The 14712-nt window shown below is 70.8% G+C and carries 14 protein-coding genes; 9 read left to right on the top strand and 5 right to left on the bottom strand.

Annotation, left to right across the window (positions count from 1 at the left end; all coding sequences use genetic code 11):
* Positions 1-20: 20 nt before the first annotated feature.
* On the bottom strand, positions 21-1022 hold the full coding sequence (locus FG385_RS19895) for a bile acid:sodium symporter family protein (RefSeq protein WP_139098273.1): 1002 nt from the start codon (positions 1020-1022) through the stop codon (positions 21-23).
* Between the two features lie 113 nt (positions 1023-1135).
* Between FG385_RS19895 and FG385_RS19890 the strand changes: the two genes are divergently transcribed.
* Together FG385_RS19890 and FG385_RS19885 are read left to right on the top strand one after the other, a co-directional pair.
* Complete coding sequence (locus FG385_RS19890) at positions 1136-1990, top strand: LysR family transcriptional regulator (RefSeq protein WP_139098272.1); 855 nt, start codon at positions 1136-1138, stop codon at positions 1988-1990.
* A 174-nt stretch (positions 1991-2164) separates the two neighbouring features.
* Complete coding sequence (locus FG385_RS19885; protein WP_139098271.1) at positions 2165-2965, top strand: hypothetical protein; 801 nt, start codon at positions 2165-2167, stop codon at positions 2963-2965.
* Here the strand turns inward: FG385_RS19885 and FG385_RS19880 are convergent.
* The gene (locus FG385_RS19880) at positions 2958-3725 is read right to left on the bottom strand and encodes a PIG-L family deacetylase (protein ID WP_139098270.1); all 768 of its coding nucleotides are present in this window, start codon (positions 3723-3725) and stop codon (positions 2958-2960) included. The two genes, FG385_RS19885 and FG385_RS19880, sit on opposite strands and share 8 nt — an antisense overlap.
* 28 nt (positions 3726-3753) lie before the next feature.
* Between FG385_RS19880 and FG385_RS19875 the strand changes: the two genes are divergently transcribed.
* Genes FG385_RS19875 through FG385_RS19865 form a run of 3 tightly spaced genes read left to right on the top strand, consistent with a single transcriptional unit; the run spans position 3754 to position 7059 of the window.
* Positions 3754-4818 carry a polyprenyl synthetase family protein gene (locus FG385_RS19875; protein ID WP_139098269.1) on the top strand — a complete coding sequence of 355 codons (1065 nt, stop codon included), beginning with the start codon at positions 3754-3756 and terminating at the stop codon, positions 4816-4818.
* The gene (crtI, locus tag FG385_RS19870) at positions 4819-6273 is read left to right on the top strand and encodes a phytoene desaturase family protein (protein ID WP_139098268.1); all 1455 of its coding nucleotides are present in this window, start codon (positions 4819-4821) and stop codon (positions 6271-6273) included. It begins immediately after the preceding gene.
* 9 nt (positions 6274-6282) lie between these two features.
* Positions 6283-7059, top strand: a complete 777-nt coding sequence (locus tag FG385_RS19865; RefSeq protein WP_139098267.1) for an LLM class F420-dependent oxidoreductase — start codon at positions 6283-6285, stop codon at positions 7057-7059.
* Here the strand turns inward: FG385_RS19865 and FG385_RS19860 are convergent.
* Positions 7031-7555, bottom strand: a complete 525-nt coding sequence (locus tag FG385_RS19860) for a CGNR zinc finger domain-containing protein (RefSeq protein ID WP_139098266.1) — start codon at positions 7553-7555, stop codon at positions 7031-7033. The two genes, FG385_RS19865 and FG385_RS19860, sit on opposite strands and share 29 nt — an antisense overlap.
* Positions 7556-7578: 23 nt before the next feature.
* Here FG385_RS19860 and FG385_RS19855 point away from each other — a divergent pair, with 23 nt between their 5' ends.
* Positions 7579-8739 carry an MFS transporter gene (locus tag FG385_RS19855; RefSeq protein ID WP_235022672.1) on the top strand — a complete coding sequence of 387 codons (1161 nt, stop codon included), beginning with the start codon at positions 7579-7581 and terminating at the stop codon, positions 8737-8739.
* Here the strand turns inward: FG385_RS19855 and FG385_RS19850 are convergent.
* Entirely contained in the window at positions 8694-9062 is a 369-nt protein-coding gene (locus FG385_RS19850; RefSeq protein ID WP_139098265.1) for an Rv2175c family DNA-binding protein, read from the bottom strand. The genes FG385_RS19855 and FG385_RS19850 overlap by 46 nt on opposite strands.
* 132 nt (positions 9063-9194) lie before the next feature.
* Between FG385_RS19850 and pknB the strand changes: the two genes are divergently transcribed.
* The 3 genes from pknB (at position 9195) to FG385_RS19835 (ending at position 13237) form a co-directional block, all read left to right on the top strand.
* Positions 9195-11150 carry a Stk1 family PASTA domain-containing Ser/Thr kinase gene (gene pknB, locus FG385_RS19845; RefSeq protein ID WP_139098264.1) on the top strand — a complete coding sequence of 652 codons (1956 nt, stop codon included), beginning with the start codon at positions 9195-9197 and terminating at the stop codon, positions 11148-11150.
* A gap of 193 nt (positions 11151-11343) precedes the next feature.
* Positions 11344-12645, top strand: a complete 1302-nt coding sequence (locus tag FG385_RS19840) for a wax ester/triacylglycerol synthase family O-acyltransferase (RefSeq protein WP_139098263.1) — start codon at positions 11344-11346, stop codon at positions 12643-12645.
* A 31-nt stretch (positions 12646-12676) separates the two neighbouring features.
* Entirely contained in the window at positions 12677-13237 is a 561-nt protein-coding gene (locus tag FG385_RS19835; RefSeq protein ID WP_139098262.1) for a 2'-5' RNA ligase family protein, read from the top strand.
* A gap of 57 nt (positions 13238-13294) precedes the next feature.
* Here the strand turns inward: FG385_RS19835 and FG385_RS19830 are convergent, their stop codons facing one another.
* Positions 13295-14698 (bottom strand): class II 3-deoxy-7-phosphoheptulonate synthase, encoded by a 1404-nt coding sequence (locus FG385_RS19830; protein WP_139098261.1) that lies wholly within the window; start codon positions 14696-14698, stop codon positions 13295-13297.
* Positions 14699-14712: the final 14 nt, after the last annotated feature.

The raw sequence follows: 14712 nt of genomic DNA, 5'->3' as shown, positions 1-14712 counted from the left end.
TCGAACGCGAACCCCGGGACTCACGCCGCCGCGGGGGCGAGTTCCCGGTCCTTCACCTCGGCGCCCCAGCGGCGCGCGAGCACCGCGCAGATCATCAGCTGGGCCTGGTGGAACAGCATCAGCGGCAGCACGATGAGCCCGACGCTGTGCGCCGGGAACAGCACGGTGGCCATCGGCAGCCCGCTGGCCAGGCTCTTCTTCGATCCGGCGAAGATGATCGCGATCCGGTCCTCGCGCGCGAAGCCCAGCCGCCGGGTGGCGAACTTCAGCACGCCCAGCACGGCGAAGAACAGCGCGACGTTCACCGCGAGCAGCACGATCAGCGACAGCCAGCTGAGCTGGTGCCAGATCCCGGCCGCGACACCCTCGCTGAACGCGGTGTACACGATGATCAGGATGACGCTCCGGTCGGCGCGGCCGAGCACCTTCTTGCGCGCGGTGATCCAGCCACCGATCCAGGGCCGCAGCACCTGCCCGGCGACGAACGGGACGAGCAGTTGCAGCACGATCGAGGTCACCGCGTGCCAGGAAAACCCGCTGCCCGCCGTGTTCAGCAGCAACCCGACCAGCAGCGGGGTGAGCACGATGCCGATGATGCTGGAGAACGACGCGGCACAGATCGCCGCCGCGACGTTGCCGCGGGCGATCGAGGTGAACGCGATGGACGAGTTCACCGTCGAGGGCAGCGCGCACAGGAAGATCACGCCGGCCACCAGCGCCGGGCTCAGCAGCGCCGACGGCAGCAGCTTGGTCACCAGGCCCAGCGCCGGGAACAGGACGAAGGTCGAGGCCAGGATCGCCAGGTGCAGCCGCCAGTGCCGCAGCCCCGCCATCGCCTCCGCTGTGGACAGTCGCGCGCCGTAGAGGAAGAACAGCGCGCCGACCCCCACCGTGCTCACGACCGAAGCGATGCCGGCGCCCTGGCCCCGCGCGGGCAGCACGCACGCCACGCCGACCGTGGCGAGGATGCCGATGATGAACGGGTCGATCCGGGTCTTCGCGAGCAGCGTGGCCCCACGCATGAATGGTCCTCTCCCCTTCGCTGGATGACACCGATCATCCGGTCACCCGCATCGATTGTGAAGTATGATTGCTGCCATAACCGTTATCGCGGTTCGTGATATACGGTTTCCGTGTGCTCGATCCGGTGTGGCTCAAGACCTTCCTCACGGTCGCGGAAACCCGCAGTTTCACCCGCGCCGCGCAGCGGCTCGGACTGCGGCAATCCACTGTCAGCCAGCACATTCGCAAGCTCGAGCAGGCGAGCACACAGCAGCTTTTCGTGCGGGACACGCATTCGGTGGAGCTGACCTCCGACGGGGAGGCGATGCTCGGTTTCGCGGGCAATGTCATCGACACGATCGACCGCGCTATGAGTTATTTCACAGGCACCGAACTGCGTGGCCGGGTGCGTTTCGGCGCTTCGGAGGACTTCGTGGTCGGGCCGCTGCCCGACATCCTCGGCGAGTTCCGCCGCTCGCATCCGCAGGTGGACCTCGAGCTGACCGTCGCGCTGTCCGGGATACTGCACGGGCAACTACGCGCCGGCGAGCTCGACCTGGTGCTGTGCAAGCGGCTCACGGACGAGGACGCCGCCGGTGCACTGTGGACCGACCAGCTGGTGTGGGCCGGGCGCGACGGCATCGAACTGGACGCGGCGTACCCGGTGCCGCTGATCGCCTACCCGCCGCCGAGCATCACCCGGGACCACGCGCTGGAAGCGTTGCGCCGGAGTGGCCGGCACTGGCGGATCGTATGCACGAGCGGCAGCCTCAACGGGCTGCGCGCCGCCGCGCTGGCCGGGCTCGGCGTGGTCGTGTTCGCGCGCAGCCTCATCCCGCCGGGCCTGGCCGAACTACCCGCTGGGCACGGCCTGCCGGATCCGGGTGAGGTCGAGTTCGTCCTGACGGCCCGCCGTTCCGCACTGCGCGGGCCCACCGCCGCGCTGTCGGACGCCATCCAGGCCGCGGCCGAGCGACTGCACACCTGACCGCGGTAGGTGCTGTGCCGTTTGTTACCAATCCGACGGCAGCCACGGCGGAAACGGGTGTCTACGAGCAGGTCGGCTGCAGACCGTGTCCGCCTACTTTCGGTCGGATTGGTAACGACGCACCGCGCTCGAACGACTACTCCCCTGTCCGGACGGAGACGAACGGGGAGAGGGATGCTGCGGGTCCTGGGTGTGCACGGTGTCGGCGCGCACCGCTATCACCGCCGTACAAGTTCGCCCGAACGAGCGGCGACGGCGCTCGCCACCGACTGGTTCCGCCATCTCGGCACGGCCATGCCCGCGAACTCCTCCGTCGACCTGCAGATGGCCTACTACGCGCACCTGCTGCACCCCGGTGGCGGCCCGCCCGTCGAAGAGGACCCGGCGATGCTGGAGCCCGCCGAGCAGGGACTGTTCGTCGACTGGATGCGACTGCTCAACCCCGCGCTCACCGGGAACGTGCCCCGCGCCGGGGACTGGCTCGCCCGTACGCACGGCTCCGCCACCCGGCTGTTCGCCCTGACCTTCTGCCGTGAGCTGAACGCCTACCTGTCCGATCACGACGCTCGCGAAGCGGTGCGGCGGACCGTGGCGGACGCGATCGCCCGGTTCGAACCCGACGTCGTCGTGGCCCACTCGCTCGGCAGCGTCGTGGCGTACGAATCCCTTTGCGCGCACCAGGATCACGACATCGGCCTGCTCGTCACCCTCGGCAGCCCGCTGGCCATGCCCGGCGTGGTGGCGGACCACCTCGAGCCGGGCGACCACGGCCGCCCGCCCGGCGTGCGGCGCTGGATCAACCTCGCCGACCCGGACGACATCGCGGCGGTCCCGCACGGTGAGGCGGCACGGCGGTCCGGCCCCGACGAGGACATCCGGATCCGCGCCGGCATGTGGGAGTTCCAGACGCCAGGGGCCTACCTGCGCTCGACCGAGGTCACGGACGTGATCTTCGGCGCCGGCACGCTCACTTGAACAGGTCGTCGCCGGTGACGCCGGGCTCCTGGCCCGGGCGGATGAACCACTCGGTGCCGAACACGTAGCCGAACTGGTCATCGGGCATGGCGAGGAAGAACGACTCCTCGCTGATCTGGCTCGCGTGGGCGCGCATCGCCGCTCGTTTGTACTCGACCCACGGCGTCACGTCGACCGTCGTGTTGATCTCCGACTCGGGCTTGCCCAGGTTCGCCATCTGCTCTTCGGACGGCAGCTCACCGCCCATCGAGGCCATCCCGCGGATCATGTGCTCGCGGCTCGTAGTGGCCTGGAACACCCTCGGGGTGCCGGCCAGTTCGGCCGCCCGCATCCCGACCCGGTGCACCTGGATGTGGTCGGGATGCCCGTAGTTCCCGTTGTCGTCGTAGCAGGTCAGGACTTCCGCGTCTTCCTCACGCAGGATCTCCGCGAGCTTCCGCGCGGCTTCCCCGACGGGCGCGGTCCAGAACGAGCCCGGCTCGTCGTTGGTCGGTTCGCCCACCATCCCGGAGTCGGTGTAGTCGAGGAACTCGACGCGGGCCACGCCGAGGATTTCGGCCGCCGCCGTGGTCTCGGCTACCCGCCGCTGCCACAACGGTTCGCCCTCGGCGAGGAAGCCGTCGGGTACCTCGCCGTGCTCGCCGCGGGTCGCCACGACGAGAATCACGCGATGCCCGTCCTCGAACGCCTTGCGCATCACCCCGCCGCAGGCGATGGATTCGTCGTCCGGATGGGCATGAAACGTCACGAGTGTCGCCACATCGCGAGACTACAGGGACGATAGGGAGATGAACTACGACGCCGATCTGCCGGGACACGTCGAGCGCGTGCTGACCCGGTTCCTGCGGATCGCGGGCGATCAGATCGAGGCGACCGAACCGAGCTTCGCCTCCGGCGTCGAAACGCTCACCGAGTTCGTGCTGCGCGGCGGGAAACGCCTGCGCCCCACGTTCGCGTGGTGGGCCTGGCGCGGTGCGGGCGGCGACGAGGCGGACGCCGACGGCGTGCTGCAAGCGGTCGCCAGCCTGGAACTGGTGCAGGCCTGCGCGCTCATCCACGACGATCTCATCGACTCCTCCGACTCGCGCCGCGGCAGGCCGACGGTGCACGTCGCGTTCGCCGACCTGCACACCGCCCAGCGTTGGTCGGGGCTGCCGGCCTCGTTCGGGCTCGCGGTGGCCGTGGTCATCGGCGACCTCGCGCTCGCCTGGGCCGATGACATGTTCGGCGCGGCCTCGTTACCGGCGGCCGCGCTCGACCGCGCGCGGCCGGTCTGGCGCGCGATGCGGACCGAGGTACTGGCCGGGCAGTTCCTCGACGTCCACATGCAGGTCACGGGGGACACTTCGGCCGAAGCCGCGTTGCGGGTCAGCAGGCTCAAAACCGCCGCGTACACCGTCGAACGGCCGCTGCACCTCGGCGCCGCGCTGGCCGGCGCACCCGGCGAACAGGTCCGTGCGCTGCGGGAGTTCGGCCGCGACCTCGGGATCGCCTTTCAGCTGCGGGACGATCTGCTCGGCGTGTTCGGGGATCCGTCGGTCACCGGCAAGCCCGCCGGCGACGATCTGCGCGAGGGCAAGCGAACCCTGCTGATCGCGCTGGCGCTGCGGCAGGCGGGCGCGGCGCAGGCCGACCTGATCACCACGGCGCTCGGCAATGCCACACTGTCCGAAAAGGAGGTCGACGAGGTGCGCGCGACGCTGCGGGAGGTCGGTGCGGTCTCCGCGGTGGAGGACCGGATCGGCGAGCTGACCGGGACGGCGCTTTCGGCGCTGCGGCAAGCGAATCTCATCGAACCGGCGGAGAGCGCACTGGCCGATCTCGCGACCAGGGCGACCCAGAGGACGCACTGAATGCGCACGGACCATGTGGTCGTGGTCGGCGCCGGGCTCGCCGGCCTGTCCGCGACCCTGCACCTGCTCGGCGCCGGACGCCGGGTCACCCTGCTGGAACTGGAGGACCGGCCGGGCGGGCGGGTGAGCGGGCACGAGTTCGACGGCTACACCGCGGACACCGGCGCCACCGTGCTCACCATGCCGGAGCTGATCGACGAGGCGCTCGCGGCCGTGGGCGAACCGAACCGGCTGCGGCTCGTGCGGCTCGATCCCGCGTACCGGGCCCGGTTCGCGGATGGCAGCTCGATCGGCGTGCATACCGGCGGCGAGGCGATGGAAGCGGAGATCCGCGCGTTCGCGGGCGCGCGCGAGGCCGACGGCTACCGGAAGCTGCGCCGGTGGCTGTCGCGGTTGTACGCGGTGGAAAAGGACCGGTTCCTCGGCGCCAACTTCGACTCCCCGCTCGACCTCGCGCGGCCGGAGTTGGTCCAGCTCGTCGCGATGGGCGGCTTCGGCCGCCTCGGGCCGAGGATCGGCCGGTTCCTCCGCGACGAGAGGCTGCGCCGGTTGTTCTCGTTCCAGGCCCTCTACGCCGGTCTGGACCCGAAGACCGCGCTCGGCGCGTACGGCGTGATCCCGTACATGGACACGATCGCGGGCGTGTACTACCCGCTCGGCGGGATGGCCCGGGTCGGGCAGGTGCTCGCCGGCGCGGCCGAGCGAGCCGGCGCGGACGTGCGGTTCAAGACCGAAGCGGCTTGGCTGGAAAGGGTTTCCGCGCGCGTGCGGGCGGTGCGCACGCGCGCCGGCGAGCGCATCGAATGCGACGCGGTCGTCCTCGCGACCGAGCTGAGCACGGCGTACCGCCTGCTCGGCAGCCGCCCGCGGCGGCCCGTTCCGCTGCGGTTCTCCCCCTCCGCAGTGGTACTGCACGGGAAGACCGACCGGAGCTGGCCGGAACTGGACCACCACACGATCTTCTTCGGTGGCGCGTGGGAACGGACCTTCGCCGAGATCATCCGCGAGGGCAGGCTGATGTCCGATCCCTCGCTGCTGGTGACCCGCCCGACCGCGACCGATCCGGCGTTGAGCGCGGGCGGGCAGGTCGTTTCCGTGCTCGCGCCCGCGCCGAACCTGCGCGCGGGCCGGATCGACTGGCCGCGCGTCGGCCCGGCCTACGGCGAGGAACTCATCCGGGTACTGACTTCACGCGGGCTGACCGGTTTCGGCGAGGCGTTCCGCGCCGGTGAACTGGTCACACCGCGGGACTGGGCGGAACGCGGGATGGCCGCGGGCACCCCGTTCTCGCTGGCGCACACCTTCGCCCAGACCGGGCCGTTCCGGCCGCGAAACCTGGTGCGGGGCATCGAAAACGCCGTACTCGCCGGATGCGGTACCACACCAGGGGTGGGTATCCCGCCGGTGCTGATCTCCGGGCGCCTCGCTGCTGCGCGGCTCACAACCATTACGTAGCCTAAGGACATGACCCGACCTGTTCGCATCGGACTGCAACTGCAGCCGCAGCACGCCGACTACAAGGCCATCCGCGAGACCGCCGCCCGTGCCGAGGAACTCGGCGCGGACGTCGTGTTCAACTGGGACCACTTCTTCCCGCTCTACGGCGATCCCGACGGGCTGCACTACGAATGCTGGACCATGCTCGGCGCCTGGGCGGAAGCCACGTCCCGGGTGGAGATCGGCGCGCTCGTCACCTGCAACAGCTACCGCAATCCCGAACTGCTCGCCGACATGGCCCGCACGGTGGACCACATCAGCGACGGGCGGCTGATCCTCGGCATCGGGTCCGGCTGGTTCGAGAAGGACTACGACGAGTACGGCTACGAGTTCGGCACCGCAGGCGGGCGGCTGAACGACCTCGCCGGGGCGCTGCCGCGCATCGAGTCCCGCCTGGACAAGCTGAACCCCGCGCCGACCCGGCACATCCCGGTCCTCATCGGTGGGGGCGGCGAGAAGAAGACGCTCCGGCTCGTCGCGAAGCACGCCGACATCTGGCACGGTTTCGGGGACCCGGAGGTCGTCGAGCGCAAGGTCGGCATCCTCAAGCAGCACTGCGCCGACGTCGGCCGCGACGCGAGCGAGATCGAGATCTCGACCGGTGTCCAGGGCGAGCCGGCCGAACTCGGGCCGAAGCTGCGCGAGCTGGGCGTGTCCCTGTTCACCGTCGGCGTCGGCGGGCCGGACTACGACCTGTCCGCGCTCCAGAAGTGGATCAGCTGGCGGGACGCCCAGAACTCCTGACCCGGTGCGCGGCGACGCGTTCGCGCGTCGCGCATCTCGGTGAGCAGTACCGGCGCGGGCTGCCGCGCCCGGTGTCCACAAAGGATCGTCCGCAGCCGGGAGCGGCGCACAGCCCGCCCGGCGGTGCCTGGCGCTCGGTCAGCAGGAAGGCCAGCGCCAGGCACGAGGAGGTGAGCAGCCATTCGCCCCACGGCGTGTCGTCACTCGAATCGGCGTGCAGGTGCCAGGCGAAGGTGCCGCCGTGTGTCGTCAGCCGCGGCGGGCACGCGTACTCCGCCAGCGCGGCGTTGAGCGACTCCGCCGCCTGATCCACATCGCGCGCCGCGAAGATCTCGCGCAGCACCAGCGCGGCCTCGCGCATTTCGCGCACGTCGCCCTCGGTCAACTCGATCGGCTCGGGCTCCCCGTAGGCGCGCAGCACCTCGACCACCGCCTCGACCGGCGGCGGCCCGGGTGCCAGCAGGTTCACCAGATCGGCGGCTCGGTGCGCTTGCACGACACCAGTGTAACGTCTTTTTCGTGCTAGGCCGTTACTTGGCGGGCGCGGCGCTCGCGCGCATGGGCGACGAGGCGTCCGGCCCCGCGCTGCTGCTGCTCGGGCTCACCGTCACCGGCTCGCCGGTCGTCGCCTCGGCGCTGCTGGCCGGGCTCACCGCGTCCTCGGCCGTTGGCGGTCCGGTGTTCGGTGCCCTGCTGGACCGCGCGCGGCGGCCGGGGCGGCTGCTGGCGGTCGCGCTCGCCGCCTACGCCGTGGGGCTGGCGGCGGTGCTCGCGTCGGTGGGGCGGCTGCCGCTGCCCGCCGTGCCCGTGCTCGCGGTGCTCGCCGGCCTGTTCAACCCGGCCGTCGCGGGCGGCTGGACGTCGCAGCTACCGGTGGGCGAGCGCGGACCGGAGCGGGCGACGGCCTTGGACGCGATGACGTTCAGCGTCGCGAGCCTGACCGGCCCGGCGCTCGCGGCGCTCGTCGCCGACCGGCTGGGCGCACCGGTCGCGGTGGCGGCCGCCGCCGGCCTCGTCGTGTTCGCGCTGCCCTCGGCGTGGTCGCTGCCCGCACGCGCGGCGAAGGTGCGGAAACGGCACTGGACAGCAGGTTTCCGGACATTCGTCCGACACCGCGCGTTGCTGCGCGCAACGGTTACGTCGATGATCTCCTACGTCGGCGTGGGCATGACGACCGTGTGCTACCCGCTGCTCGGCGCCCAGCGGCTCGGCGGCGCGAGCCGGGGCGCGTTGCTGCTGGCCGTGCTCGCGGCCGCGGCCATGGCGGCGAACGCCGTACTGGCGCGCCGCCCGTGGCGCGGGATGCCGGACACACTCGTGTTCGCCAGCACGCTCGTACTTGCCGCCAGCGCGGCGCTCAGCGCACTGCCGGGACCGGCCGTGGTCGGGGGCGGCGTTCGTGGCCGGGATCGCGGAAGGGCCCCAGCTGACGGCCTTGTTCGCGGTGCGCCGGCGCGAGGCGCCCGAACAACTGCGGGCGCAGGTGTTCACGACCGCGGCGAGCCTCAAGGTGACCGCTTTCGCCGCCGGGTCCGCGCTCGCGGGCCCGCTGGCCGCCGGTTCACTCACCGGCTGCCTGCTCGCGGCCGCCGCGGTCCAGCTGGTCGCGAGCGCGGCCTACCTGGCGATGCGGATCAGAACGCCATCGCCTGTGCCCGCCGCTTGACTTCGGTGCCGTGATTGGTGCGCAGGGCGTTGATCGGGGTGACCCCCGGCAGCGACTCGTCCTCGGTGTAGAGCCACCTCAGCATCTCGGTCCGGCTGAACCCGGCGTCGTGCAGCACCGTCAGCAGCCCCGCCAGGCCTTTCACCGGCGCCGAGCCGGCGAGGAAGTCAGCGGGCACGTACAGGGCTCCGTCCCGGCGGACCGCGAGCAGCTGCCCGTCCCGCAGCAACTGCCGCACCTTGTTCGCGGAATGGCCCAGCCTCTCGCTGACCGTCTCCAGCGAGAGCACGGCCACGTCCGGCCCGAGCACGTCATCAGCGACTGGAATCGCACTCACAGCTGACACTGTGCCACATCGGGTATCACCCAGCGCAATATCGAACCTTTGGTTCAACACCTGTAGTCAGGCACGATCGTTTCAGACCGGGTTCCGCCCACACGGGTGACGGAAGTCCGTACGATCGCCTCCGTGACAACCACCGACACCGGGCTGGCCGGAACGCTCCTCGAACGGCGTTACCGGGTCGACACCCCGATCGCCAGGGGCGGCATGTCCTCGGTGTACCGGGGCTCGGACACCCGGCTGGATCGTCCGGTCGCCATCAAGATCATGGATCCCCGGTTCGCCGACGACCGGTCCTTCGTCGAGCGCTTCGAACGCGAAGCCCGCTCCGCCGCGCAACTGCACCACCCGAACGTGGTCACGGTGCACGACCAGGGCTTCGACGAGGACCACGCGTTCCTGGTGATGGAACTGGTCGACGGGGGCACGCTGCGCGATCTGCTGGAGGAGCGCGGCAGCCTCGACGTGCCGCTCGCGCTGGCCATCACCGAGCAGATGCTCGCCGCGCTGGCCGCCGCGCACGCGGCCGGTCTCGTGCACCGCGACGTCAAACCCGAGAACGTGCTGATCGGCCGCACCGGCACGCCGCCGACAGGCGTGGTGAAGGTCGCCGACTTCGGGCTGGTCCGGGCCGTGGCGAGCTCGGGCACCACGAGCTCCAGCATCATCCTGGGCACCGTCACCTACCTCGCGCCGGAGCAGGTCACCACCGGTCAGGCCGGCGAGCGCGGTGACGTCTACTCAGCCGGGATCGTGCTGTACGAGATGCTGACCGGCCAGGCGCCCTACACCGGGGACACCGCGATCTCGGTGGCCTACCGCCATGTCAACGATGACGTCCCCGCCCCGAGCACGGTCACGCCCGGTGTCCCGCCCGCGCTCGACGACCTCGTCCTGCGCGCAACCCGCCGCGACCCCGAAGCCCGGCCCGCCGACGCGGGCGTGTTCCTGCGCGAGCTGCGGCAGATCCGCGCCTCGCTCGGGCTCGCGCCGGTCCCGGTCCCGGTGCCGGGCAAGCCGGCTCCGTTGCCGGACGCGGAAACGACGGTGCCGGCGTTCGCCCCGGTGGGGAACACCTCGCCGATCACCGGTCCTCGCGGCACGCGGGCCATCCCGCGCACGATGGCCGCGCCGGTTCCGCCGGTCCCCCCGCCCGTTACGCCGGATGAACCGGAGCCGGATGGCGGAAGCAAGCGCCCGGCTCTGGTCTGGTCGCTCGCGGCGGCCGCGCTCGTGCTGTTCGGGATCGGGATCTGGTGGGTCACCGCCGGGCCGACCTCGGTCAGCAGCACGTCGATCCCCCAGGTCGCCGGCATGGATCAGGCGGCCGCGACGAAGACGCTCACCGACGCCGGGTTCGCCCCGAAGTTCACCCAGCAGCGCAGCAACACCGTGGCCGCGGGGCTCGCCGTGCGCACGGATCCGGTGGCCGGGTCCGGCGCGGTGCGCGGCAGCGAGGTGACGGTCGTCCTCTCGGCCGGGCGCCCGACGGTGCCCGACATCGGCGCGAACACCTCGCTCACCCAGGCCGAGACGGCGATCATCGCGGCCGAACTGGTCCCGAAGCACGACGCGAACGCCGACCAGTTCAGCACCACGGTGGCCGCCGGGAACGTCATCAGGGTGAACCCGCAACCGGGCACACAGCTGAACGTGAACGCGCCAGTGTCGATCATCGTGTCGAAGGGCCCGCCGCCGCAGCCGGTGCCGGACGTCGTCGGGCTGCCGCGCGACCAGGCGTTCGCGCAACTGCAGCAAGCGGGGTTCCAGCCGTTCGACGCGGGGACGGAGTTCTCCAAGGACGTGGCGGCGGGCGCGGTCACGAAGACCAGCCCCGAGGCGGGCGGCGAGATCACCGGCGGCAGCATGCGGGTCGGGGTGTTCACGAACAACGCGGTCGAAGTGCCCTCCGTCGTGGGGCAGCCGATCTCCAATGCCGTACAGGAACTCCAGCAGGCCGGGCTGCAACCGGACATCAAGGGGCGAAACCGAGGCGGTTTCGGGATTGTCGTGGAACAGAGCCCGGAGGGCGGCAGCGTCGCGAAGAAGGGCAGCAAGGTGGAACTGAAAACGTTTCCCTGATCATTTCTGATTGGTCGAGGAAAGGGACCATTGCCGGGGTCGCGATACTCCTTTGTGGACGGTGGATCCTCCTTTCGGGTGAAGAAGATTCGCTGTTAGCGCCGTGGAAACATAACGACTACGCTCTTGTCATGTCCGTGCGCTGCAGTAGTTGCCCGTCCTTTTCCTGAAAACGACCACAGAAGGGTCGCCCATGGCAGGCCGCCAGCTCAGTGGGCTCGATGTCGCGTTTCTCTGCCTGGAGGGGGAAACCACCCCCATGCATATGGGCGCGGTGGCGATCTTCTCACCCGAGGAGGAAATCGCACCCGCGCGGATCGCGACCCTGCTGGCCGAACGGGCGGCACGGCTGCCCCGGCTGCGCAGGCACGCCAGCTCTACCCTGCTACCGCCCGGCGGAGCGCGGTGGACCGAGGATCCGTCGTTCGACGCGGAGCGGCACATCCAGGTGCGCATGCTGCAAGGCGAGTGCGACGCGCTCGCTTCCCATGCGGCGCAATGGATCGAGGAGCCGCTCGACCTGCGGCGCCCGCCCTGGCAGGTGCAGGTCGTAACCGGACTTTCCGAAGGCAGGTTCGCGCTGCTGTTGAAACTGCACCATTCGTTCACCGACGGCGCCGGCGCTTTCGCCGTCGCGGCGGGGCTGCTGGACGAGCTGCCGGTGACAGCCACGATCGTGGCGGCGTCCGAGCCGCGGCCGCGCCCGCGCTCGCCGCTGGCGATGGTCAAGGACGCGCTCAGCGAGGCCGGGGAGAACGCCGGCATCGCGTCGGCGATGCTGCGCGCCGCCCGGCCGTATCCGGTGTCGCCGTTGGCAGCACCGGATTCCGCCACCCGGCGGCTCGGGTTCCTCCGGTTGGACGAAGCCGATCTGCGTGCCATCCGGTGCACGCAAGGCGGCACGACCAATGACGTGCTGCTGGCCGTGCTCACGGGCGCGTTGCGAGGCTGGATATCCGATCGCGGGCAGCGGGCGGCGCGGCGGCCGCTGCGGGCCCTGATCCCGGTCAGCACACGCGCCCGCGACGGTGGCACGTCGGCGAACCAGCTTTCCGGTTACCTGTGCGAACTGCCGGTCCACATGGAGGATCCGGTGGAGCGGCTGCGGGAGATCCGCCGGTCGATGAACGCCAGCAAGGCGGCCGGGCCGCTCTCGGGCGCCGGGGCGATACCCGTGCTCGCGGGACGGATCCCGCCGCAGGTGCACCGCCTGGCGACCCGGTTCGCCGGGCAGGCGGCCGGGCTGCTGTTCGACACGGTGATCACCAACGTGCCGCTGCCGAAGCTGGACCTCTCCCTCGACGGCGCGCCGCTGCGCGAGGTGTATCCGTTGGTACCACTGGCCTCGCGGCACGCGGTCGGCATCGCGGCGGCGACCTACCGCGGTTTCGTCCACATCGGACTTCAGGCGAACGGCGCCGCGGTGGCCGACACCGGGTCACTGCGGGACGCGGTGCTGAAGTCGGCGGCGGAACTCTATGAACGGTCTGTCTGACTTCGTGACCTTGGTAGGCCAGAATTGAGGTATGCCGGTCCCCGCTTGGCTTTCGCGCGCGACGCGCAGCGCGCTCATCGTTCCGGTTCCCGAAACGGAACCGCTGGTGACCTCGCACCGCCGCAGGCTCGTTGACAGCCCCACCTCGACGGTGCCCGCGCATGTGACGGTGCTGTACCCGTTCGTGCATCCGGCGAGTATCGGCGTGGAGACGCTCGGTGCGCTCGGTGCGGCGCTGGCCGCGATTCCCGCGTTCGACTGCGCCTTCTCGCAGGTGAAGTGGTTCGACGAGGAGGTCGTCTGGCTGGAGCCCAAACCGGACGAGCACTTCCGCGCGCTGACCGCGGCGGTCTGCGAGCGTTTCCCGGCGCATCTGCCCTACGACGGGGAGCATCCGGACACGGTGCCGCATCTGACCGTGGCCGACAGCCGCAGCGGCGACACCGCGGGCAAGCAGCGGATCGCGACCGACATCGCCGCGCACCTGCCGGTGCACGCGAGGATCGACCGCGTCCGCCTCGTCGCGGGCGAAGACGAGTACGGCCCGTGGCGCACCATCGCCGAGTTCGCCCTGCCCCCGGCGGTGCCGTGAGGGACCCCCTCATGCCCTTATGTGCCGTGAGGGACCCCCTCACGGCACAGCCGCTAGTCAGCCGCGGAGCATCTCGGCGACCAGGAAGGCCAGCTCCAGCGACTGTTGCGTGTTCAACCGCGGGTCGCACGCGGTCTCGTAGCGGCCGGACAGGTCGAGCTCCGAGATCTCCTGCGCACCGCCGAGGCATTCGGTCACGTCCTCGCCGGTCAGCTCGACGTGGATACCGCCGGGGTAGCTCCCCAGCTTGTGGTGCACCTCGAAGAAGCCCTGCACCTCGTCGATGATCCGGTCGAAGTGGCGCGTCTTGTACCCGGTGGACGACTCGTGCGTGTTCCCGTGCATCGGGTCGCACTGCCAGATCACCTTGTGCCCGGTGGCCTCGACCCGTTCCACGATCGCCGGCAGCACCTCGCGCACCTTGCCGTTGCCCATCCGCGAAATCATCGTCAGGCGCCCCGGCTCGTTGTGCGGATCGAGCCGTTCGACGTAGTGCGCCGCCTCGTCCGGGGTGGTCGTCGGGCCGATCTTGATGCCGATCGGGTTCGCCAGCAGCTCCGCGAAGGCGATATGCGCGCCGTCCAGCTGCCGGGTGCGCTCGCCGACCCACAGGAAGTGCGAGGACAGGTTGTACAGCTTCGGATTGGCCGCGTCCGCGTTGTCCAGGCGCAGCAGCGCACGCTCGTAGTCCAGCAGCAGCGCCTCGTGGCTGGCGAAGATCTCCGTCGTGTGCAGCGAGGCGTCCGTCACACCGCATGCCGACATGAACCGCAGACCACGGTCGATCTCGCCGGCCAGCGCCTCGTACCGCTCCCCCGCGGGCGACGTGCGCACGAAGTCCTTGTTCCAGTCGTGCACCCGGGTCAGGTCCGCCAGGCCCGACGCGGTCAGCGCGCGCACCAGATTCATCGCCGCGCCCGCGTTCGCGTACGCGCGGATCATCCGGCCGGGGTCCGGGATCCGCAGCTCGGGCTTCGCGGCCAGCGAGTTCACGATGTCACCGCGGTACACCGGAAGGCCCAGCGCGTCGAGCGCGTTCGAGCGTGGTTTGGCGTACTGGCCGGCGATCCGGCCGACCTTCACGACCGGCAGGCTCGCCCCGTACGTCAGCACCACGGCCATCTGCAGCAGCGTGCGCAGGTTCGCCCGGATATGCGGCTCGGTGTTGGACTCGAACGTCTCCGCGCAGTCCCCGCCATGCAGCATGAACGCCTCACCCCGGGCGACCATGGCGAGCCGCCCGCGCAGCCGGTCGATCTCGACCGGCACGGTGATCGGCGGAACGCTCTCCAGCACGCCGCGCACCCGCCGGGTCGCGTCGGCGTCCGGCCACTCGGGCTGCTGCGCGGCCGGGCGGGCCAGCGCGTCGTCGAGCCGTTTGCGCAGCTCCGGCGGGAGCGGGGGCAGTTCGGGAAGGGTGTCGACGGGGACATCCACGGTCCAGTTCACGGCACCCAGGATATGCGCCTGCCCCC

Source organism: Amycolatopsis alkalitolerans (genome assembly GCF_006152065.1).
Lineage (GTDB): Bacteria > Actinomycetota > Actinomycetes > Mycobacteriales > Pseudonocardiaceae > Amycolatopsis_E > Amycolatopsis_E alkalitolerans.
Note: the sequence above shows the minus strand (reverse complement) of the source record. Positions and strands in the feature narration are given on the sequence as shown.